We start from the raw sequence: 26,943 nt of genomic DNA, 5'->3' as shown, positions 1-26,943 counted from the left end.
CCGTGACCTGTCAGTGCCCCATGGCACGATCGCGAGCATGACATCGATCGACGAAGCGCTGGTGCTTGAGACGGCCGCCAAGTACGGCGTTCCGGGCCCCGTCGCACGGGAGTTGATGGCCCGGACCCGGCCGTGCCTCTATCTGGTGCCGTACGAACAAGTGCCGGTGTCCCGGCAGGAGAACGCCCGCCCCGCCGCACGAACGGGCGGGCTCCCCGCACTGCCGGACGGGGTGGACTGGCCCGAACCGAGAGAGCCGCTCGTGCTGAGCGTCGACTGCACGGCCCTGCCTCAGGACGTCCTGGACATCGAACTGCCCGCCGACGGCCACCTGTTGCTGTTCACCGAGATCGAGTACCCGCCGGAGTCGTCCGTGGTGCTCCATGTCCCTGCCGGAGCAGCCACTACGGAGCGCTCCGCGACGTATGAATCCAAGGAATCCAATGAATCCAACGGTGAGGCCGGGCAGGTCAGGGTCTATGAACCACGCACCCTGTATCCCGTTCCCGGACTGACCCTCGACGGTGACGGGGAAGCGGGCCCACGGACCCGCGCGTTCCTGGACGAGGGCGGAGCCAACGACGGAGCCAACGACGGAGCCAACGACGGAGCCGAGGACGGAGCCGGAGCCGAGGACGGAGCCGAGGACGCGCTGGACAGTTTCGAGGAGGCCATCCTCGACATGGCTTTCGGCGGACAGCGCCCCGGCGTCTGCGTGCAGCTCGGCGGGTTCTCCGACTCGTGGGACATGGCACCGGACGTGGGCGAGCTCGTCCTCTTCGCGCAACTGGCCGGGCAGGCGATCGACTACAACGTATTCACCATGAACCTGATCGTGGGCACACGGGAGGACATCGCCGCCAGACGGTTTGCCGGTCTCCAGTACGACCAGCAGTGCTGAGTCGGGCCCTCGTCGGCCCGGACCGCCTCGCGCAGGTACCGGGGTACCGCGGGGTTCCGGGGTACTGGGATCACTCCTGGATGGAGGCCATCCCCATCGGCGCGTAGCGGTCTCCTGCCGCGGCTCCGACCGGAATCGCGGCGCTCAGCCCGGCGACGGTCGCGGGGTCGAGTTCGATGCCGGCGGCGGCGACGTTCTGTTCGAGCCACCTGCGCCGCTTCGTACCGGGGACAGCCGTGACTCCGTCCTGGGCGAGCACCCAGGCGAGAGCGAGTTGACCGCTCGTCACGCCGAGGCCGTCTGCCGTCGCGACGATCCGGTCGAGAAGTGCCAGGTTCTGTTCCAGGTTCACGTCGGCGAAGCGCGGCGAGGTGCGCCGGAAGTCATGGGCGGGCAGCTCGTCCAGCGACCGCACGGCCCCGGTGAGGAAGCCGCGGCCGAGCGGCGCGTACGCCACGAATCCGATGCCCAGTTCACGGACCGTGTCGAGTACGCCGTTGACCTCGACGGTGCGGCTGAACAACGAGTACTCGGTCTGCACCGCCGACAGCGGGGCCACCGCGTGCGCCGCCCGGATACTCGCCGGGGACGCCTCGCTGATCCCGAGGTACCGCAGCTTCCCCTCCGCCACGAGCTCGGCGAGGGCGCCGAAGGTCTCCTCGACAGGCACGCCCGGGTCGACGCGGTGCAGGTAGTACAGGTCGATGTGATCCATGCCCAGCCGGCGCAACGAGCCTTCCACGCACGCCCGCAGATAGTCGGGGTGCCCGTTGGGCCCGCCGACGAACTGCCCGGTCTCGTCGAGAGTGACGCCACCGCCCTTGGTCGCGACGACCAGTTCGTCTTCTCCAGGGCGGCCCTTCAGCGCCCGCCCGAGCAACTCCTCGCCGCTGAAAGGCCCGTACATGTCCGCGGTGTCGAACATCGTGACGCCCAGCTCGACCGCCCGGCGAACGGTCCTGATCGCCTCGCCCTCGTCCGGGGTGCCGTACATCGCGGTCATGCCCATGGTGCCGAGCCCCTCGACGGAGGCGACGAGGCCGCGCCCGCCGATCTTGTGTGTCTGCAAGGTCATGTCTCCACCAAGTTCGGGTTGTCGTAAGGGGGATATCTGAAAGGGGATATCTGAAGGGGGGATTGCTGAAGGGGGGATATCTGTACGGGAGTTGCTTATGCCCAGCGCAGGGCCTCGTCGGCGGGAAGCCGTGCCTGCCGCTCGCGCCAGGAGTCCTCGCCGTCCGGGTGTCCGATGTTCACCAGCAGAAGGGACGTAAGGCGCCCGTCGGGGCCTCCAGGTAAGCCTTGAGGTGGCGTGTGTCCTGGTGGCTCAGCGGGTGGCTCAGCGGGCGTCCGCCCCGACGAGTTCGGCGGTCGCGTCCCACAGGCGGCCGGCCATGGCCGGGTCGAGGCCGGCCTTGCCCGGCCGACGGATGGCCGGGGAGCCCCGGAAGCCGCCCAGGCCGTCCGGCCCGACGTACGAGTTGCCGGGTACGTCCTCGGTGGCGGCGTAGAGCAGTGACAGCGCTCCGCGCTCGGGGGCGTTGGTGAGGAACGTGAACCGGTTGATGACATTCGACCGGGACTGGGCCGCCAGTGAGGTACGGGCGATGCCGGGGCTGGCAAGCACCGAGCGTACGGGGCTGCCCGCGGCCGTCAGCCGGCGCTGCAGCTCCAGCGAGAACAGCACGACGGCGAGCTTCGACGCCTGGTAGGCCTGCATCCCGTTGTGCTTGCGCGTCCGCCAGTCGAGGTCGTCCAGGTCGATCCTTCCTTGCCTGTGCAGCTCACTGGTGACGTGCACGACGCGGTCGGTGACGTGCTGGAGCAGCAGATTGGTCAGCAGAAAGGGACCGGTGTAGTTGGTGGCGGTCTGCAGATCGAGGCCGTCGGCGGTACGCGCGGCGGGGATGTCCATCACCCCGGCGTTGTTGATCAGGACGTCGATGCCACCGGACCAGGCGTCGGCGAAGGCGCGCACCGAGGTCAGGTCCGACACGTCGAGCGGCCGGACGTCGAAAATCCCGGGCAGGCCGTCGACGGCGCGGCGGGCCTTGCCGGTGTCGCGTACCCCCAGCACGACACGGGCACCGGCGCCGGCGAGTTCGCGTGCCGTGATCAGCCCGAGGCCGCGACCGGCACCGGTGATGACCACGGTGCGGCCGGTCAGGTCGGGGAGGTCGTTGGCGGTCCAACTGGGCATGCTGGTCATGGGACTTGGCTCCGTGGCCGGTGGTTTCGCGGTTGTGGTTCTGCGGTTGTGGTTCCGCGGCTATGGGTGTGCGGCGACCGTTGATCGCATCGCCAGTGAACTCGCCGCACCACGGACGCTGGAAGGACCTGCTCAACCACTGAATGGGAGGTCGTGGATAGGCCACTGAACGGGAGGTCGTGGCTGAGCCGCGCAGGATGGCCAACGATGGGGACCATGGACCATACGTTCGACCGCTCGTCCCTCGGCGCCTTCCTGCGCACCCGTCGTACGGCGCTGCAACCGGAGGACGTCGGCCTGCGCCGCGGACAACGCCGACGCGCTCCGGGCCTGCGCCGCGAGGAGGTGGCGGAGCTGTGCACCATGTCCGCCGACTACTTCGCCCGCCTGGAACGCGGCGACGGCCCGCAGCCGTCGGAACAGATGGTCGCGGCCATCGCCCGTGGCCTACGGCTCACCCCCGACGAACGCGACCACCTCTTCCTCCTCGCCGGCTACCGCACCGCCCGCCGCGACCTGCGCCTCCAGCACGTGAGCCCGGGCCTGATGCGAGTGATGGACGGCCTGGCCGGCACCACAGCGCAGGTCATGGGCCCGATGGGCGAGACGCTGCTGCAGACCCCGTCCGCGGTGGCACTGCTCGGCGAGCAGACCCAGTACACGGGCAACGCCCGCAGCGCGACGTACCGCTGGTTCACCGATCCGGCTGCCCGCGAGCGCTACCACCCCGACCAGCACGACAACAACAGCCGAACCAACGCCGCACTGCTACGCGCTGCCGTCACCCGCGACGGCCCAGGCTCCCCCTCGGCGGACCTGGCGGACATCCTGCTCCGCACCAGCGACGAGTTCGCCCGCCTGTGGGACCTCCACGAGGTAGGCCTCCGCTGGAGCGAAACCAAACGCTTCATCCACCCCCAGGTCGGCCGGCTGGACCTCTACTGCCAACTCCTCCTCGAACCAGACCAGGGCCAGTCCCTACTCATCTTCACGGCCACCCCGGGAACGGAAAGCCACGAGAAGCTCAGCTTGCTTACTGTGCTGGGCACGGACCGGTTCGCGGCTGAGGCCGAGTGACGCCCCGCCCGCGACGTCGGCACTCTATTGAGCCGGACCCACCGAGTCCGCGGAGAACACGCGGAGAACAGCCGAAGGGCCGCTCGACGAGTCGCAGAACCGTCTCCCGACTGACCACCTGGTTGAACTCCTTGCCTGGGCTGCCGAAGACGGCGGAATCGAACCGCCTGGCGTTGAACAGCGCACATCTCCACGGCAGTTGTGCGGCGCCGCCGCTGCGTATTGACTGATCCGCTCTGCGGGGCTGGCCCGGCTCTTCCTGAGTGGAGTCGGCACGGAGAGCCGGGTTCGAGAGCTGGGCAGGCCGGCTGCCTACGCACGCTTGCCGGAAATCGGGGAGCCGACCGCCCCAGCCTTCACCGCTCCCGCCCCTCCACTGCTGGACCTCGTCGTCACGCCGGAACCGCGAGTGCGACCCGCTCTGCCTGCCCTTGCCATGTGACCCAAAGGTGTGTCGGCATGCGCGGGTTTCCCGTGCGATAGATCAAGAACTCGCGTGCCTCTCCAGGAGCGAGTGTCACGTTGCTGATTCGGGTTCGGAAGCTGAACTCTCGATTCTGGGTGCTGACGCCCGGAGCATCGTGAATCGTCACTCCCGTTGCCACGACTCCACCGACGTTGCGAAGACGCAAGCGACTGCTGCCTCCAGTGCGCTCGACTCGCAACTCCACCTGTGGCTCTGCCGCTCTTTGTCGCTCTTCAGCCTCCTGCCGCTGGAGAGCGAGTGAGCCCTCCGCCGCGATAGCCGACCGCTCGGCAGCATCCGACGAACGTCGTGCCTCCCGTGCGGACACCTGCGATGCCTCGGTCGACCGCTCCGAGGCCCGAGCAGAACGGACGCCGAGCCGGTAGCTGATGACCAGCGAAACGATCGATACCGCCAGAGCTGCCCATCCAGGCAGGTCGCCTATCTCCATGGCCGGGGACGATACCGACGCGACGTGCGGACTCAACCCGGAAACCGAGCGCCTCTATGAGCCCGTTGTGCACTCACCCCGGCGGCGTCCGCCCGCACACACGCCAAGACCCCGTCCTCAGCTAAAGCGCTGATGGCGGGGTCTCTGGGCACCTCATACAGGGTGCCCCCGGCAGGATTCGAACCTGCGCACACGGCTCCGGAGCCCAGGTGAGGTCGTGAGCCTCTTGTGGCCCTGACCTGCGGGGGAGCGGTCCTCACGGGACCCGCTGAACAAGGTCATCACGCCCCCATTACGTGGGCGGCCTGTCGAGCGGCGGGGTGGCGCCGTATGGTCGAAGACATGATCTCGGGCAGCGGCGGGGGCCAGGACGGCGGTACGGAGTTCACGGCAGACGGCCTTGAGGTGGTCCTACGAGAGGCGTGCGAGACGGCAGGACTGGACTCCGACGGCGCCGAGTTGCTGCGGCTCGGTTCCAACGCCGTGTACCGCTTATCGAAGTCCCCGAGCATCGTTCGCGTTGCCCGTGACCTAGATGTCCTGGAAGACATGGAGCGGGCGGTACGAGTGGCGCGGTGGCTGGAGGCGGAAGACCTTCCGGCTACTCGGGTGCCTGCGGGCATCACGCAACCGCTCGTGGTCGGCGGTCGGGTCGTGACCTTCTGGGAGAGCGTCCAGGAGCACGAAGAGTACGCCACGGTGGGCGAGTTGGCCGACCTGCTGCGCCGACTTCACTGGCTTGAGGAGCCTGAGTCCCTGAGGCTCCCGTACTTCGATCCGTTCGCGAATCTGTCGGCCTCCCTGAGGCGGATGGACGGCGTCACGGAGGAAGATCGAACGTTCCTGGAGGACCGTGCCGCAAAGCTGCACAAGGACTACGACCGGCTGGACTTCGTCCTCCCCTTCGGGATGATCCACGGGGACGCGAGCATCGGTAACGTGCTCCGCCACCGGGATGGTCGCGCGGTTCTCATCGACCTCGACGGCTTCGCGCTGGCCCCGCGCGAGTGGGACCTGATCCAGACCGCGATGTTCTACGACCGGTACGGCTGGCACACGAAGGCCGAGTACGACGAGTTCGTTCACCGGTACGGATTCGACCTGATGAACTGGCCCGGTTACGAGACCTTGGCGGATCTCCGTGAACTGATGATGGTTTCCTGGCTCGGCCACCAAGTCGCCGGCAGCGAGCGTTCCGCGGCGGAGTTCGCGCGGCGCGTGCGGTCACTGCGTACGGGCGAGGGGCGAGACGAGTGGGGCCCGTTCTGAGCGGCGGCTCTACACACGGGAGTCAGACGCTGACGTGAGCCTCGGAAGCCACCCAGAGTCTGTGCTCTCCGACTTGCTCCGTGAAGGCTCGCGCTTCCGTGGTGTTGCCGACGGCGGCGAGACCCTGCCGAAACTCGGCGAGGTAGCTGACACATCGGGCTGACTTGAGCTGTTCGCCGAGGTCCAGCGCGTCGAGTGCCACCCTGCACGCCTCCTCGACATCGCCGGCACGTAGGTGCGCGTCGGCGAGAACCATGGTCGCGAAGAAGTCGCTTCGTACGTGACTGCCGCTCATGGCGTTCTCGGCGTGAGCGACGGCCTGTCGGGCGCTGTTGACGTCACGGAAGCAGTGCGCGGCCTCGGCGGCAAGCTCGGTCTCGTCGAAGTAGCTGATCCATTCGGGCTCGTCGTCGCTGTTGCGGCTTTCCAACGCCCTGGTGGCTGCGCTCAGAGCGGCTTCGCAGGCTCGCACGTCGCCAGTTCGGGCAAGAGCGCGGGCTTCCATGACGTGGAACTGGGCGCGCAGTGTCGGAGTAGCCACGGGAGAAATGCCCATGAGGGCGGCCCGAGCGAGTGTCGCGGCTTGCGTGTAGCGGCCGAGGAACGTCGCCTGATGACTCATGGCGGAGAGGATGCTCCCGGCGAGGCGGCGGTCGTTGGCGTCCTGGGCCAGCCGGAGGGCCTGGAGGAAATACCGCTGTGCCAAGCCGTGTCGGCAGGCGTCGTAGGACATCCAACCGGCCAGGAGAGTTGCCTCCGCCACGGTGGAGAACAGGGCCCGCCCAACTTGCTCGGTGTACTGCCCGCGCAGGAGCGGCGTCACTTCGGTGCTGAGGTATTGGACAGCAGCATGCCGAGCGTGGTCGCCACCGAAACGGTCGTCCAACTCGGCGAACATGTCCGCGGTCGTCTTGATGGCGGCTACGTCTCCGAATCCAACGCGCATTCCATCTCGATGTTGCCGAGGAAGGGCCGGTTCAGGTGCGACCAGCCACCGAAGCGAGGCTTCGTTCCATGCGGGCTCGGACGGCTCGGCCTGTAACAGGGGTTCGTACCGGTTCAGATCAGCGCGCCACAGTAGGCCGACGGTCTCGATGGCCCCTTCGGGGCTCGCCGGATAACTGGCGTCAAGGAGTCCGGTGTCTCGCTCGCCCTCGTGGTTCAGCCCCAACTCGGCGGCGCTGAGGCCGTACGCCTCACACAGAAGTGGACCGTAGAAGTCGTCCGGCGTGCTGTGCCCGTTCTCCCAACTGGCGATACGGCGCTTCACGCTGGCGTCCGACGGAAGTTGGTGGCCACGGCGGAGCGCAACCTGACGCAGCTCCCGTACCAACCGCGGCTGACTCCAGCCGCGACCTACACGGGCTTGCCGTAAGTGAACGCTGATCGGCTCCAGCGAGGACGTGACCGTTCCCTCCCCACTTGTACATGGGTGCGACTTCTGGGGCACGCGATTCTTTGGCTTCCCGACCGAATGTACGCGCTGTTCTCCGGTGTGCGCTGCAAGTAACCGGAGTTCGTGGGTTGTTGACCCGTGAGGGGGAAGACGCGTGTACCCGAGACGTGTCATCCCCCGTCACCTCTCGTCATCTGCTCTCACCGGGGTGGTGCCCCTGAGTCTGGAGACAGGCGGCGTTGCGGCCGCAACTGGGTTCTGACCGAGGTGAGATGACGTGCAGAGGATGACCAGAAGTGGCATGGAGTGGCTTTCCGCCGCAGCGGACAATCCCGCCGAGTGTCGGCAAGTCTGGGCGGACGATCCCCGAAGGCCCTGCGCGCTGTCGACCGGCCGTTTCTTCGACGTGCTGAGCGTGGACCAGCGTCTCGGGATGGAGATGTTTGACCGTCTTCGACGAAACGGCATGCTGTTCGGGCCGGCGGTCGTCGACCGCAGGGCGCAGCGAGTCGGCTTCTTTCTGGGCTCGCAGGGCCGCGAGGTCTTCACGTATTACCTCGAACGCGAAACGTCATCGCCACCGCCGTACCGGTACCTCGACCACGGCTGCGCCATCGTCGTCCCCGGAGCCATCCCTCTGTCCGAGGACCGCTACCAATGGCTTCGCGCGCCTACCCGCCGACCGGAAGCCAATCCGCGGCGCCCGGTCGCCCTCGCAACCGTCCTGGTCGCCTCCGCGGAACTCCTGACAAGGATGGACCGCTTCGACGAGCAGTACCCGACGCCCTACTCAGCGGTCGTTGCCCTCCCTGAGGAGACGACCACAGATGCCGGATGAGCCGACCCACGGGCGCGACGCTGCCGCGTGGTCGCCTCTCGACAGCGACGGCTGGTACGCGGCCCGAGATGTGACCACTGCACTGCGGGACGTCCTCGTTCGCGCCGGCCTGGAAAAGGACTTCCCTTACCTGCGCGCGGACGTGAGCGCGTTCGGGCATGGCCTCGTCGACCTGGGCCGAGTGTCCCCGGCCACGGCCGAGCGCCTCGCGGAACTCCTTCGCCTGGCGCTGGCAAGCGGATACCGCCAAGACGGAAATGACGGAAGTCACGGATCGTCCATTGCCGAAGAACACGAGGGAAGGGCCTGACGCCATGACCGACCGGCGCGGAGTGGTGGCCAAACGAGCCGAGAACTTGTCACCTGGCGTGCCCTACGTACGCGGCTGGAACCGCGCACGGCGAGGCGCCGGCACTCTGGCTGATCAGCTTGTGTTGCTCGGCCTGGACTCCGACTTCGCTGGCCTGGTGGCCGACGTGAACGTCTTCGGTGACGGGATCGTGCAGCTCGGGACCGTTCGGCCTGAAGCGGCCGAGCTGCTGGCGAGGTTGATTGCGGCCGGGCTTGCTGCGGAGTCGAGTGACATGACGAAGAAGGCGCCTCGGCTCTCGCCTCGGGAAGCTCCTGCGGCATGAACCACTGCTCGGTCGCGGTTGGTTGTCCTGCCGCTCGGCCGGGACCGGCGCCCCAGCGCCGCAGCCCGGACGAACGGTAGGACAACCGCCACATCAGCTTGGGAAGCTGCGGGCATTTGTGGGCGGCCTGGGCACTGACCTGGGCAGATGGCCGGGGTACAGCCCTACCGGGCTCGGCTGCTTTCACCGACATTTCCCGCTGTTCCCCGCTGGATCTGGTGTGCTTGTGGGGCGGCCGTGGTGGGTGCAAACGGCCGCAGCCTTCTGATCCGTGGCTCTATAGAGATCGGTCGACAGAAGTCATATAGGCCACCGTGTGATCCTTTAGAGCGGCGGTCGGTCACGGTCGGTTGCTCAGGTTGCTGTACTCCGCCGCTGTACAGCAACCGTGGGCGTTCACCGGCGTAGAACGCTGTCGGCAACGCCTGGCCTGTTGCAACTGCCCGCGGCTCGGGCCCGCGATACAGGGATTTGGATCAGTTCTGGCCCGAGGCGGGGTCTTGAGCTGCATTGAGCGTTTCTTCAACGGTGATGTCGATGTACCGGTCGCGGTCTGCGGCGCTGAGGGCTGGTTGGGGTGTTTCGGCTTGGTCGAGTCGGATGCGCACGTGGCGGTTGATGACGTCGCGGTCGGGCGCGGGGGTGTGCCTTCTGAGATCGTTGTAGACGGTCCAGGTGAGGCTGGCGATGCTCACGATGAGCGCACCGATCGAGATCGGGTCCAGGTACTGATCGGGGCGGTTGGTGGTCTCGCGGGTGTGGAGAGCAGCTTCCACATCGGTTGTGAGGTTGAGATTGTGCGGGGTGGCGAGGCGCTGTGCTGCGGCTCGTGCGCCCAGTCCGACCGGGTCGGCCATGTGGTGCTCTCCTCGTGATGGTCAGGGAGCTGTGGGCGGGTGAGTGATGACATGGTGGCGTACTGCGGGCGGCAGACGGTTGCCGGTGATGCTCTGCCAGGTTTGTTCGAGGGTGGTGGTTCCCAGCGCTTGAGTCAGCCGCTTGAGATGATCGGGGCCCGGTTCGGTTGCCGGGTGTGGGAACCGATCAAACAGGGCCACGCATCGGACCATCCATTCCAGTGCCTCCTGCGGCTGGTGTCGCGCCTCAGCGAGTAGACCCAGCTGGCCATAGGTAGTGGCCATGCCGGGCCGGTTGTCGAGGTCTTCGTTGATGGTGAGGGATTGGCGGTACCAGTCCTCGGCCTCTTCCAGTCGTCTCCGCAGGTAGGCGACGTTACCCAGCTGGCCATAGACGGTGGCCATGTCGGGCCGGTTGTCGAGGTCTTCGTTGATGGTGAGGGATTGGCGGTACCAGTCCTCGGCTTCCTCCAACTGGCCGCGCTTCCGGGCGACCATGCCGAGCCTGTGGTAGGTAGTGGCCATGCCGGGCCGGTTGCCGAGGTCTTCGCTGATGGTGAGGGATTGGCGGTACCAATCCTCGGCCTCTTCCAGTCGCCCCCGCAGGTAGGCGACGTTGCCCAGCTCGTTGTAGCAGGTGGCCATGTCGGGCCGGTTGCCGAGGTCTTCGCTGATGGTGAGGGATTGGCGGTACCAATCCTCGGCCTCTTCCAGTCGCCCCTGCATGCAGGCGACGTTGCCCAGCTGGTGGTAACTGAGGGCCATGTCGGGCCGGTTGCCGAGGTCTTCGCTGATGGTGAGGGATTGGCGGTACCAATCCTCGGCCTCTTCCAGCTGGCCGCGGTTCTGGGCGATTATGCCGAGCTGGTGGTAGCTGCTGCCCATGCCGCGCCGGTTGCCGAGGTCTTCTTTGATGGTGAGGGATTGGCGGTACCAGTCCCGGGCTTCCTCCAGCTGGCCACGGCTCTGGGCGACCACACCGAGCTGGTGGTAGGCCGCGCCGAGATGGGCCTGTTGCTGGGGCGTGGTGGGCTGCTGTTGCAGGGCATTGAGGATGTCGCGGTAGGTGCGCTCGGCTTGTTCCAACTGATGTGCATGGATCTGTCGGATGGCTTGGGAGCCGACCAGGAACAGCCAGAAGGAGCCGGCCGGGGTGTCCAGGTTGGGTGGGCTGCCGTAGGGGGTTTCCAGGGCCAACCGTGCCCGGTCGACCCAGGCCCGTGCCTCTGCTACCAGCCCTCGGGCGTCCCAGTACTTACTCAGTGGCTCGGCAATCTTTCGGGCTTGGGGCCACAGGGCGTGGCCGCAGGCGTGGCCGAGCAGCCTGCTCATCGTCCGCTGCTGATGATGGACCAATGCCAAGGCGAGTTGGGCGTCGCCGCTGCTGATCTCGTCCATGAGCCCGTCGCCGAAGGCGGCGTGGGCGTTGAGGAGGGCGCGGGTGGCGGCGGCGTGCTGGTCGCAGTAGGTCTCGGTGGCTTGGGTTTGCCAGTGTGCGGTGAGGTGGGCGGGTAGGGCTGGGTGAATGCGGTACATCCCCGCCCCCAGTGGCGTCAGCAGCCCCACACCCGCTGCCCGGTCCAGCAGATGACTCCACTCGGCGGCCGTGCGCCCGCGGAACGGCTCAGGAACGTCCGGGTCCGCGGAGAAAATGCCTAGGACGTCGGCGTCGGCGACGCCATGGAGGAGGCTTAGCGCGGTCAGGGCGTGCTGGTCCGGGGTGGGCAGGTGAGTGAAGGAGTAGGTGATGCTGGCGGCGATGGAGGTGGTGCGCTCGCCGGTTGCAGTGTCGGGCAGCGGGGTGGCGCCCTGGAGGCCGGCCAGCAAGTCTTGTGGGCCGGTGGTGTCCAGGAGAGGCAGGATGATGCGCATGCTCAGGGGGTGCCCGTCCAGCCACTGCATCAGCTCCCCGAACGCCTTCAGCTCCCGGCGTGGTTGGGCATCGGGGTAGGGGGCCAGCAGGTGGTCGGCGTACTGGCCAGCTTCCTCGCTGTCCAGGCCGGGCACCTCCACCCGGCGCATCTGGGGACCGAGCCAGGTTTCCGGGGCGCGGCTGGTGACGATGACCGCGCTGGTGCCGTGGGTGGCGATACGGGCCAGGAAATCGCGCAACTGGTTGCGGTCTTGCTTCGGCAGGGGCGGGGTGGCCTGGGCGGGGTCGGGCATGGTGTGGACAGATTCGAAGTTGTCCCACACCAACATCAGTCGACGTGTGTGCAGGACCTCTTCCACCAGGGCCTGGCGCTGGCTGGGATCGAGTTGGGCGAACTGGGTGCCAAACAGACGCAGTCCGATGCTGGTGATCACGCCGTCCAGGCCGAAGGAGGCGCCGCCGGGTTCGAAGGAGTGCCAGATCACCCCGTCCGGGTGGTCCAGGGCGCCGGTGTCGCGCCACCACCGGCCGAATGCCTTGGCCATCTCGGTCTTGCCTGTCCCGCCAGGCCCGTGCAGCACGACCACATGCTGCAGCCGGGCGGCTAAGTCCAGAGTGTAGAGCAGGGCGTCACGGCCGATGAACTCGCCCACGGCCTCCAATGCCGCCTCCGAGGGCGTCTCGCCGGTATGGGGGCGTTCGCGGATACGATCCAGCATCTCTTCCAGCGACTGGTCGGCCTGGCGCTCGGTGCGCAGCCCGGGAAAATGGACCTCGCTGCGCGAATACAACACCGGCACCATCCAGTCGACTAGCGGCATCATGCCCTTCGGCGACGGCCGAAGGTCCTGCTGGGCTAGGCGGCGGCGGCCGGCGGCCACCGCTTCGGTTACTCGGTCCCCGGCGAACAGCCGCTCGTAGAAGGCCGCCATGAACTCCGCGGCTGCCACCGCATACACGCTGTAGGCCATGGCCACCACGGCCGCGGTGCCTTCCTGCAGCAGCCGGGTGGCCACCGCCGCTTCGATCTGCGATCCCACCACCGCTGACTGGCAGGCATTGAGCACGACCACCGGCACCTGGGCCTGGTTGAGGACCCTCGCCACCTCATCCGCGGGCACCAGATCGGATCCGCCTTCCGGCTTCTCGAACGCCAGCATCCCTTGAGGCCCAGGCCCCCGGAACATCACAGGCCGCCCTGCCCCGCCCAACGGGCCGACTGTCTGGCCGAACACCCCGTGCCCGTCGAAGTGCACGATCTGGAACGGCTCACCCGCCCCCCGCGCCTGGGCCAGCACCTGCTGCAGGTGCGCCAGGGTCGGCGGGCGCAGCACCATCAGCTCCAGCTGCCCGCGCACCGCCGCCAGTCGGCCCAGCATAGGACGGGCGATCATCTGATACCCCACGTCCCGGGTGCCGCGCGGCCGGGAGATCACCATCAGCACCCGCAGCCGCGACCCCCCAACCTTGAAGACCTTCCCCCAACTTGCCGTCGGCATGGTGCGCGAGAGGGTCACCTGCGCATCCAGCGCCAGCGGCGTTGGGCGTCCCGGGTCAGCCATCAGCTCCCACGGCCACCCCAACGGCGCTGCTGCCCCCGACACCACCACCAGTTCCACCCGGCCGTCCCGATCTTCTGCCCGCGCCCGCGCTCGCAGATAGGCATCCCGGGCCGGCCCCGCGCCGAACACCGCCTCAAAGATCTGCTTACCCCACCCCGGCACCCGGGCGGCCACCTTTTGGCCCCGCTCGTCGTACACGCCGAACGGCGCCCGCAGATACTCCTCCAGATACCAGCGCAAATCCTCCAGCACCGGCCCGTCCAACGGCCACGTCAACGTCACCGGATCCCCTACCCGACTGGGATACGACTCGCCCTCCGGCCACGCCAACACCGTCAATAGGCCGTCCCCGGCCACCTCCAGCAACAAACGCTCCGACATAGCCATCCCCCGCCCCCGCACCGACCTGCGGCGCGCCACTACGCCCCATTGCACCAGCGACCGTAGCCACCCACTCCCCGCTTCGACGGCAAAACCCCCAAACCGGTGCCGAACGCATGCCCCTGTCCCCCTCAGACGGAACAACACCCGGCAACGGTGCGCTCATATACTTCACGCCTTGCCGGTCTGGCCAACAAAGAGGCCTGGCCACCTTCCTGACAGGCAAACCGGAGCAGCCGACGAGAATCGAGCTCACGCCCTCAACTTGGGAAGCTGCGGGCATTTACGGGTGATCTTGGCGTTGACCAGGGCGAACGGTGGGGGTACGGCTTCGACGGCCTCGGTTGTCTTCACCGTGGTTCCCCGCTGTTCCCCGCCCTATCTGGTGCGCTTGTGGTGCGGTCGTTCCGTTCCTCGGTTACCCGGTTCGCCTCATAGCGCTCGGGAACGTCGGGGTGCTCCTGGTAGGGCAGGGCGAGATCGAGTAGGTCATCGCAGGGCCAGAGGTCGCCGTCGAACTGGCAGTCGTCACGGCCCTCCCACGGTCGCTCGGGATCACCTTCGGCCGGGCTGAGCGTGTGACGGTTCAGCACGTGCCGCTTGGCCTCGATTTCGCGCAGCACGCGGGCAGGGTCGTGCAGGGCCACGTGCCGCGCGATTGCGGTGTGAAAGCTGGTGAGATCACCTCGGCCGAAGTCGACTGCGGCTTTGTGCGCGATCCACTCCGCAGAGAATCCGGCCATGTCACAGCGCCGGGCCAGGTCGGCATCCTCGTCCAGGCGCGCCTTGAGGAACGCCACCAGGTCGTTGGTCATGGCGGCATCCTCAACCATGGCGCGTGCGCCGGCACTTGCTTTACGCCCGTCGCCCATCTCCGAGTGTTGGACCAACACGCTTTCCAACTGTGGTGGTGGTCCCTGAGGCTTCGAACGGGGCCGTTCACCTGCGTTCAAGCGCGGTCGGTGGTCTGAGGGCCTACCGCCTTCGGTCTCGCCTGAACTGCCGTGAACGGCGCTGAATGAGACGGAAACTGAGACGGACGGAAGGGTCGGGCTCGCTAGAATCTTCGCTGTTGGAGGGGGAGTTATGGCACTGGTCCGCAAGGGATCACGACGGGTCGTTGTCGACGCCACGGCCTACCGCTGGCGGCTGCGAGGCAGGCCGACGTACTTCCAGGGTCTGGCCTGGTCGCCGTGCACGTTCGCGGTCGAGCATGCCGACACCACAGGGATGACGCTTGTGGTCACGACCAACCACCCCCATCCGAGCAACTGGATTGGTCGAGAGGTTGAGCCTGTACTGCCGTCCGGTGTTGCTGCGACTGTTCGGCTTGCCCTGCGTGAGGGTTGGACCCCGACGGCCCCGAGCTCCGAGTTCCGCCTCGACCAGTCAGATGGCTTCACGCCCTCGTCCTGAGCGATGTAGAGGGTGAGCACCGCTTACGGCATGGTCGGTTCCGGGTGTCAGAGCCGACCGTCAAGTCTAGGAGCAGAGGCCGCTGGTGCTCAGCCTGGGTCGGGTTGCTGTCCAACTGGCCTGCGCAGGCGGCTTGCTGAGGGCGCATGTCAGTGGTGCCCCGTACGATCCGTGCATCAGCGTTGAGTGACCACGGGGGGCGCAGTGGCCGAGTCTGCGGAGCACGCTTTTCTTTCTGATTCGATTCTGCAAATCATGGATGCCGCGTCCGAGTCCCGCCTGTATGCATACAAAGAGGCGGAACGTAAGCGTTTCGACTTCGCTTGTGATCTGGCAACCAACTGGAAGAGGGCTGTCTCAGGTCAGACTCTCTGGAAGCACACCGAGGGCATCGATAAGGATGTTCGGATGCTGCTATCCGAATCGGAATCCGATGCCCTCATTTACGTGGCGCGCAGCACCATGAAGAACAAAGCTGTCCTTTATGAAGCTATCTCTGACTATAAGAAAACGGGGCTCTCGGAGAGGCTTGATCGGCTGCGTGTCTTCTGGGTCCCTGAGGATTTTGACGCGGACTCGGAAAGTCATCGGAAACTAGTTCACTCGGAGTTGAAAGAATCCGTCTCCCGCGACCTCTTGCTGTCGGTCGTGCTAGGAGGGATCACCGACCGAGACGTCTCTTCGTTCGCGACATGGAGCGGCACCAGCGGACTTAGTCTCGCTGTCCTAGCGGAAGTTGAAGATTCCGGCTTCGGTAACTACACGCAGCTCGCCAAGAAGATCGGAATCGGTGCCGGCCCGGTCAAGGAGCGGATTATCCGCCTAAGCCTTACCGGTTTCATCGTTCCGAGTTCAGATCCTCGTACCTCCGGTACGATCTATGAAGTCGCACCTAAAGGGTACGCCCTCATGGATCTGTGTGGCAGACTCTTTGCTGAACGCGATAAATTCGGCGCGGTTGACTCTGGTCTCGGATATATTTGCACGCTCCTGGGTATCGACCCGTATAAGGTTGATCTGTGGGCTTTTTCTCCAGGATTCGATTTCATAGCATCGAACGGTCGCAACGTGCTACTGAATCCTCGGCATGACGCTTCGTCGCGACTGGCAGTCGAGATTCACTCAGCGATGGATAGATGGGACGTATCACTGCCGGAGCCTTTTTATCAAATCCCTGGTCGAGACATTTCCTGAGACCGGCGGTGACCCAATAGGCATGCGAGACTGGTCTTTGCGCCTTGGGTGTTGCAGTGGTCTCAGCAACCCACCTCGTCGCAGATCTGGGCTACACCGCTGCGCTTTAGTGGTTGGCTTCACTGTTGGTGGCGGTTGAACGACAGCAGACGGCCCAGTGGCGGGCCCCGACGGGGTGGTGTGGCCTTCTGTCCGTAGCTCTATGTGGATCGGTCATCGACGGTCGCATGGGCCACGCATCAGTTCCGTGCGGCTGCCACCGCCTCGTACAGGTCATTGCGGTTGCTGTACTTCGCTGCGGTACAGCCGGAGCCCAAGAAGCCTTACCAAGGGACTCATCGCACAACCGTCAGCCTTGGCGATAGTTCCACCGTGCGCCTTAATCCCCTTCTGCCCACTCGTCAAAAAGCGATGCAGTGATGGCGCTACACTGATTCACGAGCTGAATGAAGCTGGAGATGTCGTGTCGAGGGAAATAGATGGGGACTGTGCCAAAGAAGGGCTGAGAAAAGTCCACCTTGGCCATGTCCACCTTGGGCGACAGATTGTAGTGCATCAGCATGTTACGGAAAGGCTTGACCTTCGGATCCAGGATATCCTGTGCTGATTCCAAATTAACGATGCGATCAGCAATCGCAGCGGAGCGAGTCGTGAGACGGTAGGACGCATCGTCCAATAGAATACGCACGCTGCGCAATACCTGATAAAGCGAAAGGTATCCGATCTTAAAAGCCGTGTAGTCGAGGTGCTGGCGATCGATACCAGACGACACGACGATTTCGGCGAAATTGAGCATCGCTCGGAAGGTTGTGAGTATTGCATTTAGCTCGGGCGTGTCTGGTCCATTGAAGACCTTGTGGTAGTACTTGCTGGCGCGCACATCGCGTGACTCATCCAGGACCGAAGCGCTCAACGAAGTTACAAAAGTATCCGCCCCCTGATCATCGAGGCTGGCTCCCAAACCTGCGAAGTACGATCCGTACTCCTCAAAGACTGCTCGGATATGAGATCCAGCTTCCTCAGCGAGCAGCTCGTTCGGATCAAAGCCGAGATGGAACGTCGCGGCATGGGTTGTTGTCACTAGTCGCCCGCCATAGCTATACAGGCCGAGATCGGTTTCCAAAAAGCGAGCCAGCGGAAGCCACGTGTTACCGAGGAACTTGGCAGAATGCGCAGTGAACACCTCGTCCCGAAAATACGAAATCTGCCCCTCAATGCCTCGCTTGGTGTCTTCGAAGAGCTTCAATGAATGCCGAGACCGGGCACTAATGGCGACTGTATCCTTCTCGAAAACTGCGGAGATGTTGGCATCGACCTTTCCCGCCTTCTGCAGAGATTCGTGCATGGCGAGCGAGAGATATGGCGCCATGCAGAAGGCCAACACGGAGTTCAACGAATCGTCGCCGTGGCGCGTTACGTCTCGAAAGTAGCGACCGAAATAATTCGCGTCACTAAAGATTCCAGACCAGATTACGGCAGTCTGCATGTCTGTCTCCATGGAGCATGACTGTGCCAGCAGGTTGGCACTCTGTCGACTCTATTTGGCTAATGCGGCCCTGCTCCAACTGTCTCAACAGCGGAGGGTGTCGGTCACTCTGCTAGGTAACACTCCGTACCGGAGGTGAAAGTTGCGGCCAAACCACGCCGTGGTCGGGCGCTGGCTTCTGTCGACGGCATCTTGCGAGCTCTAGCAGTTCGATGCATCAGCCGCCAGGGAGCCCCGAGGCCCTCGCGTCGGGCATCGTGGGTGGTTCAAGGCTGCCTGTGTGCGCCGTCGTTGATGTCAGCAGGTGATGTCCGGCTGGATGGCGCGCTGAGGCTCCTCTCGGATCATCAACCAGATACGGTCGGTCTCTGACGAGGCCTCGTACTGCGTGGTCTAGGCATTGGGCGCGAGGGGAGACGTAAACAATGACAGAGGATAATCCTGATCTTGACAAGATCAGCCAGGCATTCGAAGAGATCGCCGAGAATCCGGTCACGGGAGAAGTAAGAATAAAGTTCCGTGATGGTCGTGTAGTGGAATTTAACTTGGGTGGCGGTGATCCAGGCAGCACACTTAGGAAAGTGTCCTACGATTTTTCCAGTGAGGTAATTCGCCTAGAAAGCGTGCGTGGAGATATTTTTGAGGTGGACCCGGAGGGGGCAGCTTCTAAGTCAACCCGCCCTCCAGTCGTTTACCTGGATCAATGTCACTGGAGTACGCTATGTAACTCTATTTTTGACCGCGCTCGGGTTCGAAATGATGAAGACCTTGAAGCTGCAGAGCGCCTGATTGAATACGCCGAGGCAGGGCGTGTGATCATTCCGGTGTCATCCGCTCACGCCCTTGAGACCTCGGCGCTATTTGACGAAAGGCGGCAGAATCTCGCGTCTACCATCCTCAGGATTTCACGGGGATGGCAGATGCGGAGTCCTGTAGTGGTGCGAACGCATGAAATGGGTGAAGCGCTATCGAAAGCGTACACAGCTTGCGCTGATCTCCCTGAGCTCGACGTCTTTAGCCTGGCTGCTGGCGCTATGGACACGAAGGAGCGAGTCACCGCCACATCTGACCTTCCGCCGGGCTTGTCGAAATTGACTAACAGGCTCACAGCATTCGCTAGTATTTACGACGTCCTTATGAATCCGGAGCGGGTTCCGTCTCCGGTTGCAGGTTGGCATGAGCACTTCAATAGAGTAAGTATGGATCCAGAATTCCAGGCGCGATCGCCCAAGCAGAAGGCGATCGATGGGCGAGCTTTGGCTATCAGTGATTTGGTATTAGAGGGTGTCGCTGCGGCTCATAGTTTGGGTATTCCCATAGAGGAACGGCTGGCTGTTGAGCTCTATGAGCGAATCGATTCCATGCCCTCGCTCCGGGTGTACGGGGATGCGATTGGTCATCGTCTGGCTATCCGCGCTAGGTGGGAGCCGAATGATCTGATTGATATGCTCTATTTGGGATGCGCTGCCGCGTATGCCGATGTAGTGGTGGCTGAGAGAGTGGCCACCAACTACCTACAGAGGTCGTGGAGGGGTGGGCATCAAGCATGTCCAGTTGTAGCGAAGCTCCCTGACGCCGTTGAGAAGGTTTCGTATCTTCTGGGTTGATACCCGATCTCGCGAATTCCGCTGGCCCTTCCTCGGCTCGCCAACCAACCCAGCTCCCATCCCGTCCGCCGTCGACCCACACTCCGTGGAGCGGGCGTGGTTCAGGGCGTCAAGGTGGAGCGCGCCACTGTACGAACGACCTTGACGCCCTGGGCCGCGTCTGCTCGGCTCTGCCTGGGTCGACGGTGGATGGGATGGGAGCCCCTTCGCACCCCTACGGGCCCGCAGTCGGTGACGGCGCCCCCTCCATCCCGGTGCCGGCCGATCCCGGCCGCTCACCACGGAGTATCCGCCTCACGGCTCTCGGCTCCCCCACCTGAGCGCGGTACGGACACCGGCCGGGCTGGAGCGGGGCGGAGACAGGAGCGCAGGCCCGGCCGGGGGCCGGGCCGCGTGCGGGGAGCGGAGCGAGCCGCCTTGATGACGTGGAGAAAGTCTGAGCCAACTGAGGCTTGGCTACAGCCTGAACGACAGTTCCAGGTCGTCACCGGGAAGGTGGAACTCCTCCAGCGCGAGCGGCTTGTCCCCCTCCGTGAGCGTTACACGGATGACATGCAGGAGCGGGACACCTTCGGGCAGGCGGAGGGCTTGGGCCTGGTCCGGTAGGGGCATGCGCGTGCGGACGTACTCCGTGAAGTGGAGTTCGTGGCCCAGCTCGGCAAGCGTGACGTACAGCTCCGGTGCCGGTAGCGGTGCCTCCTCCTCGTGCTTCGTGTCGACCAGGACGGAGAACGGCACGTATGTGCGGTGGAGTTGGCGGAGTCGGCCGTGGTCGGCGGTCTGCAAGGCGTCGTACGTGAACATCGGCTCGCCAGGCGGGATGCGGAGGAGATCCGCCAAGGCCAAGGGGGCGTCCGTGCGAGTAGCGACCGGTGGCTCGGCGTTCGTCCACTGGATGCCGTCAGCCTCCATGTACCGGCCGTCGGGGGCCAGGCGTACGCCGCGCGGGCGCGTGAGGCTTGGGCGGCTCTGGGGTGAGCGGGCGAATGTGCCTCGGCCCATGATCACCTCGACCAGGCCGGATGCCCGTAGCTCTGTGAGGCCCTGACGGACTGTGGGACGCGTCACGCCGAACTGTTTTGCCAACGCCTCCTCGGAGGGGAGCGGTTGGCCGGCGGGGAAGGTGCCGTTCAGGATGCCTTCGCGCAGGTAGTCGGCGATCTGCCGATACTTCGGCTGCGTGTTCTTCGGCGGCATGCGGGCCCTCCGTGGCCGTGATCGCTTCTCGGTTATCCATCTCCGTGGACAGATCGTCCATCTGCATGGACAGCCTCTCCCATCACAAGACGGTTGACAACCCGTACTACGGGTCGCACTGTGGACTCCGGTCGCCCGTACTACGGGTGGTCTAGCAACCCGAAGGATCGGCCTTCGGGTGCCAGAGATGAGGAGTTCAGATCAGTGGCAAGCCTTCCGATCGACACCGCGAAGTTCACGGGGATCATTTGTGCCGTACCCCCGGCTCCGCGGGTAGCGAATCGTGAGACCGGTCAGCTTCGCGTTGACCGTGACACCGGCAAGACCGTGTACCAGGTCGGTCTTTGCCTGATGGCCGGGTCATCGGCGGACGTGGTGAACGTGAGCGTCGCCGGTGAGCCGGCCGGTGTCCAGCTCGGTATGCCCGTGGCCGTACGGGACTTGATCGCCACGCCGTGGGAGAACGACGGGCGCCATGGGGTCGCATTCCGTGCGGCGGAGATCCGGCCCCTGAGCGCTCCGGCGGGGAAGGGGGCCGGGCAGTGATGACGCTGGCCTCCTCCACCTCCTCGGCCGGGACGGTCTGGCCGAGTTGGGTTCTGGTGGTGGCCGTAGTGCTGGTGTCGGGTCTGCTTCTCGCAGGCCCGGCCCTGCGCCGCCGCTACCCCGTGGCCTGGTGGCTGTTACTCGGCTTCCCGGTCATGGTCGTCCAAGTGGTGCGCACCTGGCGGCCGTTGATGGCCGGGTGTGGACTCGCCGTGAGCCGTCGGCCAGCGCTGACTGTGGTGTCCGGGCTCGTCGGCAACGGGGCGCCTCCACCTCAGCCGCGCGTCCCCCGGCACGGGCTCATACGCCCGACCGGCGGCGGATTCTGGATGCTGGTACGGCTGTTGCCGGGCCAGGTGCCCGAGGACTTCGTCAAGGCGGGGCCCGCCATGGCGGAGGACTGGCAGGTCCATGGGGTGCGGGTCACCTCCTGGAGGCCGGGAGTCGTACGAATCGCCGCCTCCGTGGCCGATCCGCTCGCCGCTCCTCGACTGCCGAAACAGCGCGGGCCCGCTCAACTGCTCCGGGTCGCTGTGGGTGTGCTGGAAACCGGTGCCGGCTGGGTCATCGACCTGCGTCGTGTGCCGCACTGGCTGATCGTCGGTGCCACCCGGTCTGGCAAGTCGACGTTGATCAATGCACTTGTCGCGGGCCTGGCTCCGCAACCGGTCGCGCTCGTCGGCATCGACTGCAAGGGCGGCATGGAACTGTCGCTCTACGAACCCCGGTTGTCCGCCCTGGCGACCAATCGTGAGCAAGCGGTTCGGCTCCTGGCGGCGCTCGTCGACCTGGCCCTCGACCGCATGACCGTCTGTCGGGCGGCTCGCGTACGCAACATCTGGGGTCTGTCGGACGAGGAACGCCCGGTACCCGTCGTCGTGATCGTCGACGAGATCGCGGAACTGTTTCTCGTCGCGAGTCGCAACGAGAAGGACGAAGCACACGCGGCCGGTACGGCGTTGATCCGTCTCGCTCAACTCGGCGCGGCGCTCGGGGTGTTCCTCGTCGTGGCCGGCCAACGGGTGGGCTCCGACCTGGGTCCAGGTGTCACGGCACTGCGTGCCCAACTCGGCGGACGCGTGTGCCACCGGGTGGCCGATCCCGGTACGGCCGAAATGGCGCTCGGAGATCTCAACCCCGACGCGCTCAAGGCCGCACAGGCCATCACTCCGGAACAGGCGGGTACGGCCGTGCTGGCCTCCGGCGACGGCTGGGAACGTGCCCGCTCGCACCTCGTCACCGAGGTGGACGCGGAAGCCATCGCGGCCGAGTACGCGCACCTCGCCCCGGTCCTGCCCGAACTGCTCACTGCGGCCAAGTGAGAGGGGGCTGTCGTGCTGGTGTCCGTGTCGGCCGTGTTGCTGCTCGGCCTGTTCATCTGGTTCCTGCTGCGCATCCGCTACCTGCGCTGGGCGGACACGTTGCTCTGCGGGACCTTCGGCTTCCTGGTGGCAAAGACCGTGGCCGCGCCGGTGGTTCAGGCGGTCCTCGTCGCGGTCAGCGGCTTTCTCGGTCAACTCCGCTTCTGAAGCGACCTCACCTGATTTCCGAACAACAGAGAGGTGGGCGAGCCATGTCCACGTACGAAATCCGCTCCGGCGACCGGGCTGCGCTCATCGCCGGCCTGCGCGAGCTGGCGGACTTCCTCACCGCGAACCCCAGTGTCCTCGTACCGCGCAACGCATCGTTCGGCGTCTTCGTCGACGCGGCCGACTCCACCGCTCGCAGGGAGGGCACGGAACACGTCGCCGCTCCGCTCGGCGTCCCGGTGGAGGACCTCGGCGAGGGCTACTACGACGCACGTCGCACCTTCGGACCGATCGCGTACAGCGTCGTCGCGATCCCGCCCAAGGAACAGCAGTGATCGCCCGTATGACGGGCTCCCGACGGGGCGCGAAGTCGCCAAACCCGACCCCGTCAGGAACCCACTCCATCCGCCACATGAGCAGTGAAAGGAGTACTCACACTTTGTCCACCGCGCATCGTTCGCGCAAATCCCCTCTGCCGGAGTGCGAACTCAGGGTCGTCGACTCCAAGGTGTCGACCTGCGACGGACGGGAACAGATCGTCCTCGTCGGGCTCGACGGCTTCGAGCGTCATCTGTGCCCGGCGCATGCCGCCGCACTCTGGCTCACGGACCCGACGCTCCGGTTCAGCGCCAAGACCCGTACGGAAGCAATCGCTGCCGTGATGTGGCATGCGTTCGGAGGCGGTGGTCGGCAATGACCGCGTCCATGCCGAAGAACGTTGCTGCCCTGCTCACCAGGGCAGCAGAGCCGGAGTTCGCAGCCTGGCGGAGCAACATCGTCAGCCTCGCCGGTTGCACCAACCCGATCCACCTGGTCGGCGGGGCAACCGTCGTCGACACGACTACGGGCGAGGCCCTGTTCTCGTACGCGTCGGACGTCTACGGCGGTCGCCTCCTGACCGCATGCGGCAACCGGCGTGCGTCGGTCTGCCCGTCCTGCTCCCGTCTCTACCGGGCCGACACCTATCAACTGATCCGGTCTGGACTGGTCGGTGGCAAGAACGTCACGGAGTCGGTGAGCGGGCACCCTCGGGTGTTTGCCACCCTCACCGCTCCCGGCTTCGGGCCGGTTCATACCCGTCGTGAGCGTGCGGAGCATGTACGGGCATGCCGTCCCCGGAAGGTGGGGGAGTGCTGCCCGCACGGCTCGCCCGTCGGATGCCATGAGCGGCACGCAGAGGGTGAGCCCCGTCTCGGTGAGCCTCTGTGCCCGCGCTGCTACGACTACGCCGGGGCTGTCCTCTGGCAGGCGTACGCCGGGCAGTTGTGGCACCGGTTCGCACTGGAGCTGCGTCGCGAGATCGCACGGCGGGCCGGGCTGTCCCGTACCGAACTCGGGGACGTGGCCCGGTTGTCGTACGCGAAGGTGGCCGAGTACCAGCGACGGGGCCTGGTCCACTTCCATGCCGTGGTCCGCCTCGACGGACCGGACGGACCGGCCTCGGCTCCGCCCGGTTGGGCCACAACGGCTCTGCTGATGGACGCGATACAGGCGGTCGTCGGCCGCGTGCGGCTCATCGCTCCTGGCATGGATGTCGTCGGCACTCGCGTGCTGCGGTTCGGCGAACAGGTCGACGTGCGGCCCATCGCGGCGTTCGGAGCGGGGGAGCGGCTGGCCTCCGTGGCTGTTGCGGGCTACATCGCGAAGTACGCCACGAAGGGTGCCGAGTCCGCCGGCGCGGTCGACGGCCGGATTCACCAGGCGCGGGAACTGGTCCTGTTGCCGGTACGGGCTCACGTTCTCCGCATGATCAGTACGTGCTGGTGGCTCGGCGGTCTACCTCCCTTCGAGCCTCTGGGGCTGCGCCGTTGGGCCCACATGCTCGGCTACGGCGGCCACTTCTCCACCAAGTCACGGCGCTACTCGACGACTCTGACCGCACTCCGAGAGGCGCGTGCAGAACACCGTGCGGAGGAGCAGCGGACCGCCCTCGGTATCAGCGGGCGGACAACCGTCACCGTCGGCCAGTGGCGCTATGCAGGGCGCGGCTACTCGCCGGAGGCGGCACTCCTGGCGGCCTCCGTACGGGAGGGTGGTGGTCTTCATGGCGCGTGAGAAGACGGCCGAACTGCTCACCGTGCGGCAGGTGCTCGAAGAGCTGGGCGGGATCTCCCGGCGCACCTTCTATCGCTGGCGAGAACTGCGCCTTGCGCCGGCCTGCATCCGTTTACCCAACGGGGAGTTGAGGGTTCGCCGCGACGTGCTCAACGACTGGTTGGCGGAGCGCGCAGAGGAGGCCGCGTCGTGAAGTCGTACAAGGTCTCCGTCTGGAAGCTCTCGGTCAACAAGACGACCAAGAAGCCAACTCACCTTGTCCGATGGGTTGTTGACGGGCAAGCCTTCAGCGAGTCGTACAAGACAACAGCACTCGCCGACCGCTTCAGGGCCAAGCTGCTGCGAGCCGTTGACAAGGGCGAGCCCTTCGACACGGTATCGGGGCTGCCCGACTCGCTGCGTGGTGGCAAGGCGGCGCTGACGTACCTGGAGTTGGCGCTCAAGTACATCGATGCTCGCTGGGCTGAGGCGTCGGCGAAGCAGCGTGACAGCATGACCGACGCGTTGGCGACGGTCGTCCCTGTACTGGTCAAACCGGTTCGGGGACGGCCAACGCCGCAGATAGTACGGCGTGCGCTGCGCTCATACCTCCTTCCTGTGTCACGGAGGAAGCAGGATCGGCCGGAGGAGATTGCTTCGGCGGTGCGCTGGATCGAGCGAGCCTCTCTGCCCGTAGCCGAGTTGCTGGAGATCGCTCGCGTGCATGAGCTGATCGACGGTCTTGGCCGCAAGTTGGACGGCAAGCCTGCGGCCACGCAGACCTACCGGCGTCGTCGTGCGGTCGTATTCAACTCGCTTGAATACGCAGTGGAGTTGGAGCTTCTACAGTCCAACCCGCTGAGCCGAGTGCGCCGCAAACGTGGCAAGCGGGCGGTGCAAGAGGTTGACCGTCGAGTCGTGGTCAATCCGAGGCAGGCGCGGGAGTTGCTGGCTGCGGTGACGTACGTCGGCGGCTACGAACGGGCGAGTGGTCGACGGCTGCGGGCGTTCTTCGGGTGCCTGTACTACGCCGCTATGCGCCCCGGTGAAGCGCTCGGCCTGCGTCGGTCGGACTGCGTACTCCCTGCCTCGGGTTGGGGACGTATCGAGCTGGCCGAGACGCGTCCGACGGCAGGCAAGGCGTGGACGGACTCCGGGGAGGCGCACGACCGGCGGGGCCTGAAGCAGCGCGCGGAGGGCGAGGTGCGCATCGTGCCCATCCCGCCTCCGCTGGTTGGCCTGCTCCGGGAGCATCTGAAGGAGTTCGGCACTGCCAAGGACGGTCGGCTCTTCGCCAGTGAGCGAGGCAACGTTGTTGCTGCCTCGTCGTACTCGCGTGTGTGGAAGCAGACGCGAGAGCTGGCGTTCCTGCCCGAACAGGTCTCGTCGGTGCTCGCCTTCCGGCCGTACGACCTGCGACACGCAGGAGTGTCCCAGTGGCTCAACTCCGGTGTGCCCGCACCGGAAGTGGCGGCACGCGCCGGCCACTCGGTTGACGTCTTGCTGAAGATCTACGCCAAGTGCATCGACGGCCAGGAGCAAGAGATGAACGACCGGATTCTGAAGGGCCTGGGAGAGGAGGGCGACATCCCCGAAAAGTGAAACGGTCCGCAGGACCGATCGACGCGAAGCCTCGGAGAGATCCGGGGCTTTCGTCGTGCCCGGACTACTACGCTGGAGGGAGCTGAAAAGGTCGCGTGACCTGCGGCGAAGCCCCTCAAGATCAACACGCTATTACAACGTGATCACTGGCAAACGTCTGCTTTCAGCGGCATCTGCCTGCACATACGCGAAGACCCCGTCCTCAGCTAAAGCGCTGATGGCGGGGTCTTTGGGCACCTTATAAAGGGTGCCCCCGGCAGGATTCGAACCTGCGCACACGGCTCCGGAGGGCATGCCAAGAGCACTCTCCAAAGTTGCTCTGACCTGGCCATACGTCGTAGTCAGTTGATTCAGCGCCCGATCTCTATCGCGTACCATGCGCACCCCTCCCAGTGCGGGCGCTGTCGCGACATCCTG

The 26,943-nt window shown here is 65.5% G+C and carries 24 protein-coding genes; 16 read left to right on the top strand and 8 right to left on the bottom strand.

Annotated elements, in window-relative coordinates; all coding sequences use genetic code 11:
* Positions 1-37 precede the first annotated feature (37 nt).
* Entirely contained in the window at positions 38-901 is an 864-nt protein-coding gene (locus AOK17_RS27455) for a YwqG family protein (RefSeq protein ID WP_245697394.1), read from the top strand.
* 70 nt (positions 902-971) lie between these two features.
* Here AOK17_RS27455 and AOK17_RS27450 read toward each other — a convergent pair whose 3' ends face one another.
* Together AOK17_RS27450 and AOK17_RS27445 are read right to left on the bottom strand one after the other, a co-directional pair.
* Entirely contained in the window at positions 972-1,976 is a 1,005-nt protein-coding gene (locus AOK17_RS27450; protein ID WP_342671523.1) for an aldo/keto reductase, read from the bottom strand.
* A 264-nt stretch (positions 1,977-2,240) separates the two neighbouring features.
* Entirely contained in the window at positions 2,241-3,110 is an 870-nt protein-coding gene (locus AOK17_RS27445; RefSeq protein WP_206190844.1) for an SDR family NAD(P)-dependent oxidoreductase, read from the bottom strand.
* A 216-nt stretch (positions 3,111-3,326) separates the two neighbouring features.
* Here AOK17_RS27445 and AOK17_RS27440 point away from each other — a divergent pair, with 216 nt between their 5' ends.
* Positions 3,327-4,187: an MmyB family transcriptional regulator gene (locus AOK17_RS27440; protein WP_055615243.1), complete on the top strand. Its 861-nt coding sequence runs from the start codon at positions 3,327-3,329 to the stop codon at positions 4,185-4,187.
* Positions 4,188-5,446: 1,259 nt separating this feature from the next.
* Entirely contained in the window at positions 5,447-6,373 is a 927-nt protein-coding gene (locus AOK17_RS27435; protein ID WP_055615242.1) for a phosphotransferase family protein, read from the top strand.
* Between the two features lie 22 nt (positions 6,374-6,395).
* Here AOK17_RS27435 and AOK17_RS27430 read toward each other — a convergent pair whose 3' ends face one another.
* A complete protein-coding gene (locus AOK17_RS27430; protein WP_483855182.1) occupies positions 6,396-7,823 on the bottom strand; it encodes an NsdA family TPR-like regulatory protein in 1,428 nt (475 codons plus the stop codon).
* A 232-nt stretch (positions 7,824-8,055) separates the two neighbouring features.
* On the opposite strand from AOK17_RS27430, the gene AOK17_RS27425 reads away from it, so the two are divergent.
* Genes AOK17_RS27425 through AOK17_RS27415 form a run of 3 tightly spaced genes read left to right on the top strand, consistent with a single transcriptional unit; the run spans position 8,056 to position 9,242 of the window.
* A complete protein-coding gene (locus tag AOK17_RS27425) occupies positions 8,056-8,607 on the top strand; it encodes a bifunctional DNA primase/polymerase (RefSeq protein ID WP_206190846.1) in 552 nt (183 codons plus the stop codon).
* Entirely contained in the window at positions 8,597-8,917 is a 321-nt protein-coding gene (locus tag AOK17_RS27420; protein WP_055615227.1) for a hypothetical protein, read from the top strand. Before AOK17_RS27425 ends, AOK17_RS27420 begins: the two co-directional genes overlap by 11 nt.
* Positions 8,918-8,921: 4 nt before the next feature.
* Complete coding sequence (locus tag AOK17_RS27415; protein ID WP_079053311.1) at positions 8,922-9,242, top strand: hypothetical protein; 321 nt, start codon at positions 8,922-8,924, stop codon at positions 9,240-9,242.
* A 476-nt stretch (positions 9,243-9,718) separates the two neighbouring features.
* On the opposite strand, the gene AOK17_RS27410 is transcribed toward AOK17_RS27415, so the two are convergent.
* The 3 genes from AOK17_RS27410 to AOK17_RS27400 all read right to left on the bottom strand — a co-directional run bounded on the left by AOK17_RS27410 (position 9,719) and on the right by AOK17_RS27400 (position 14,730).
* The gene (locus tag AOK17_RS27410) at positions 9,719-10,099 is read right to left on the bottom strand and encodes a hypothetical protein (RefSeq protein WP_055615225.1); all 381 of its coding nucleotides are present in this window, start codon (positions 10,097-10,099) and stop codon (positions 9,719-9,721) included.
* A gap of 21 nt (positions 10,100-10,120) precedes the next feature.
* Entirely contained in the window at positions 10,121-13,915 is a 3,795-nt protein-coding gene (locus tag AOK17_RS27405; RefSeq protein WP_169801956.1) for a CHAT domain-containing tetratricopeptide repeat protein, read from the bottom strand.
* A gap of 350 nt (positions 13,916-14,265) precedes the next feature.
* Positions 14,266-14,730, bottom strand: a complete 465-nt coding sequence (locus AOK17_RS27400) for a DUF6221 family protein (RefSeq protein ID WP_063997294.1) — start codon at positions 14,728-14,730, stop codon at positions 14,266-14,268.
* Between the two features lie 805 nt (positions 14,731-15,535).
* Between AOK17_RS27400 and AOK17_RS50865 the strand changes: the two genes are divergently transcribed.
* Complete coding sequence (locus tag AOK17_RS50865) at positions 15,536-16,525, top strand: hypothetical protein (protein WP_157881406.1); 990 nt, start codon at positions 15,536-15,538, stop codon at positions 16,523-16,525.
* Between the two features lie 379 nt (positions 16,526-16,904).
* On the opposite strand, the gene AOK17_RS27395 is transcribed toward AOK17_RS50865, so the two are convergent.
* Complete coding sequence (locus AOK17_RS27395) at positions 16,905-18,011, bottom strand: hypothetical protein (protein ID WP_055615223.1); 1,107 nt, start codon at positions 18,009-18,011, stop codon at positions 16,905-16,907.
* 425 nt (positions 18,012-18,436) lie between these two features.
* On the opposite strand from AOK17_RS27395, the gene AOK17_RS50860 reads away from it, so the two are divergent.
* Complete coding sequence (locus AOK17_RS50860) at positions 18,437-19,618, top strand: hypothetical protein (protein ID WP_157881405.1); 1,182 nt, start codon at positions 18,437-18,439, stop codon at positions 19,616-19,618.
* A 456-nt stretch (positions 19,619-20,074) separates the two neighbouring features.
* Here the strand turns inward: AOK17_RS50860 and AOK17_RS27390 are convergent, their stop codons facing one another.
* Positions 20,075-20,815, bottom strand: coding sequence for a GntR family transcriptional regulator (locus AOK17_RS27390; RefSeq protein WP_055615222.1), 741 nt, complete (start codon positions 20,813-20,815; stop codon positions 20,075-20,077).
* A 204-nt stretch (positions 20,816-21,019) separates the two neighbouring features.
* On the opposite strand from AOK17_RS27390, the gene AOK17_RS27385 reads away from it, so the two are divergent.
* The 8 genes from AOK17_RS27385 to AOK17_RS27350 all read left to right on the top strand — a co-directional run bounded on the left by AOK17_RS27385 (position 21,020) and on the right by AOK17_RS27350 (position 26,526).
* Positions 21,020-21,361 carry an SCO3933 family regulatory protein gene (locus AOK17_RS27385; RefSeq protein ID WP_055615221.1) on the top strand — a complete coding sequence of 114 codons (342 nt, stop codon included), beginning with the start codon at positions 21,020-21,022 and terminating at the stop codon, positions 21,359-21,361.
* Positions 21,361-22,683, top strand: a complete 1,323-nt coding sequence (locus tag AOK17_RS27380) for an FtsK/SpoIIIE domain-containing protein (RefSeq protein WP_055615220.1) — start codon at positions 21,361-21,363, stop codon at positions 22,681-22,683. Before AOK17_RS27385 ends, AOK17_RS27380 begins: the two co-directional genes overlap by 1 nt.
* Before the next feature lie 12 nt (positions 22,684-22,695).
* Entirely contained in the window at positions 22,696-22,890 is a 195-nt protein-coding gene (locus AOK17_RS27375; protein ID WP_055615219.1) for a hypothetical protein, read from the top strand.
* A 44-nt stretch (positions 22,891-22,934) separates the two neighbouring features.
* Positions 22,935-23,225 (top strand): hypothetical protein, encoded by a 291-nt coding sequence (locus AOK17_RS27370; RefSeq protein ID WP_055615218.1) that lies wholly within the window; start codon positions 22,935-22,937, stop codon positions 23,223-23,225.
* Between the two features lie 104 nt (positions 23,226-23,329).
* Entirely contained in the window at positions 23,330-23,587 is a 258-nt protein-coding gene (locus tag AOK17_RS27365) for a hypothetical protein (RefSeq protein ID WP_055615217.1), read from the top strand.
* Complete coding sequence (locus tag AOK17_RS27360) at positions 23,584-24,945, top strand: replication initiator (protein WP_055615216.1); 1,362 nt, start codon at positions 23,584-23,586, stop codon at positions 24,943-24,945. The genes AOK17_RS27365 and AOK17_RS27360 overlap by 4 nt, the downstream gene beginning before the upstream one ends.
* Positions 24,935-25,138, top strand: a complete 204-nt coding sequence (locus AOK17_RS27355) for a helix-turn-helix transcriptional regulator (protein WP_055615239.1) — start codon at positions 24,935-24,937, stop codon at positions 25,136-25,138. The genes AOK17_RS27360 and AOK17_RS27355 overlap by 11 nt, the downstream gene beginning before the upstream one ends.
* Positions 25,135-26,526, top strand: coding sequence for a tyrosine-type recombinase/integrase (locus AOK17_RS27350; protein WP_055615215.1), 1,392 nt, complete (start codon positions 25,135-25,137; stop codon positions 26,524-26,526). Before AOK17_RS27355 ends, AOK17_RS27350 begins: the two co-directional genes overlap by 4 nt.
* Positions 26,527-26,943 lie beyond the last annotated feature (417 nt).

Origin of the sequence: Streptomyces phaeochromogenes (assembly GCF_001418655.1) — a bacterium.
In the GTDB taxonomy this organism is placed as follows: Bacteria; Actinomycetota; Actinomycetes; order Streptomycetales; family Streptomycetaceae; genus Streptomyces; species Streptomyces phaeochromogenes.
The sequence above is the reverse complement of the archived record's forward strand: the minus strand, read 5'-3'. Positions and strand labels throughout refer to the sequence as shown.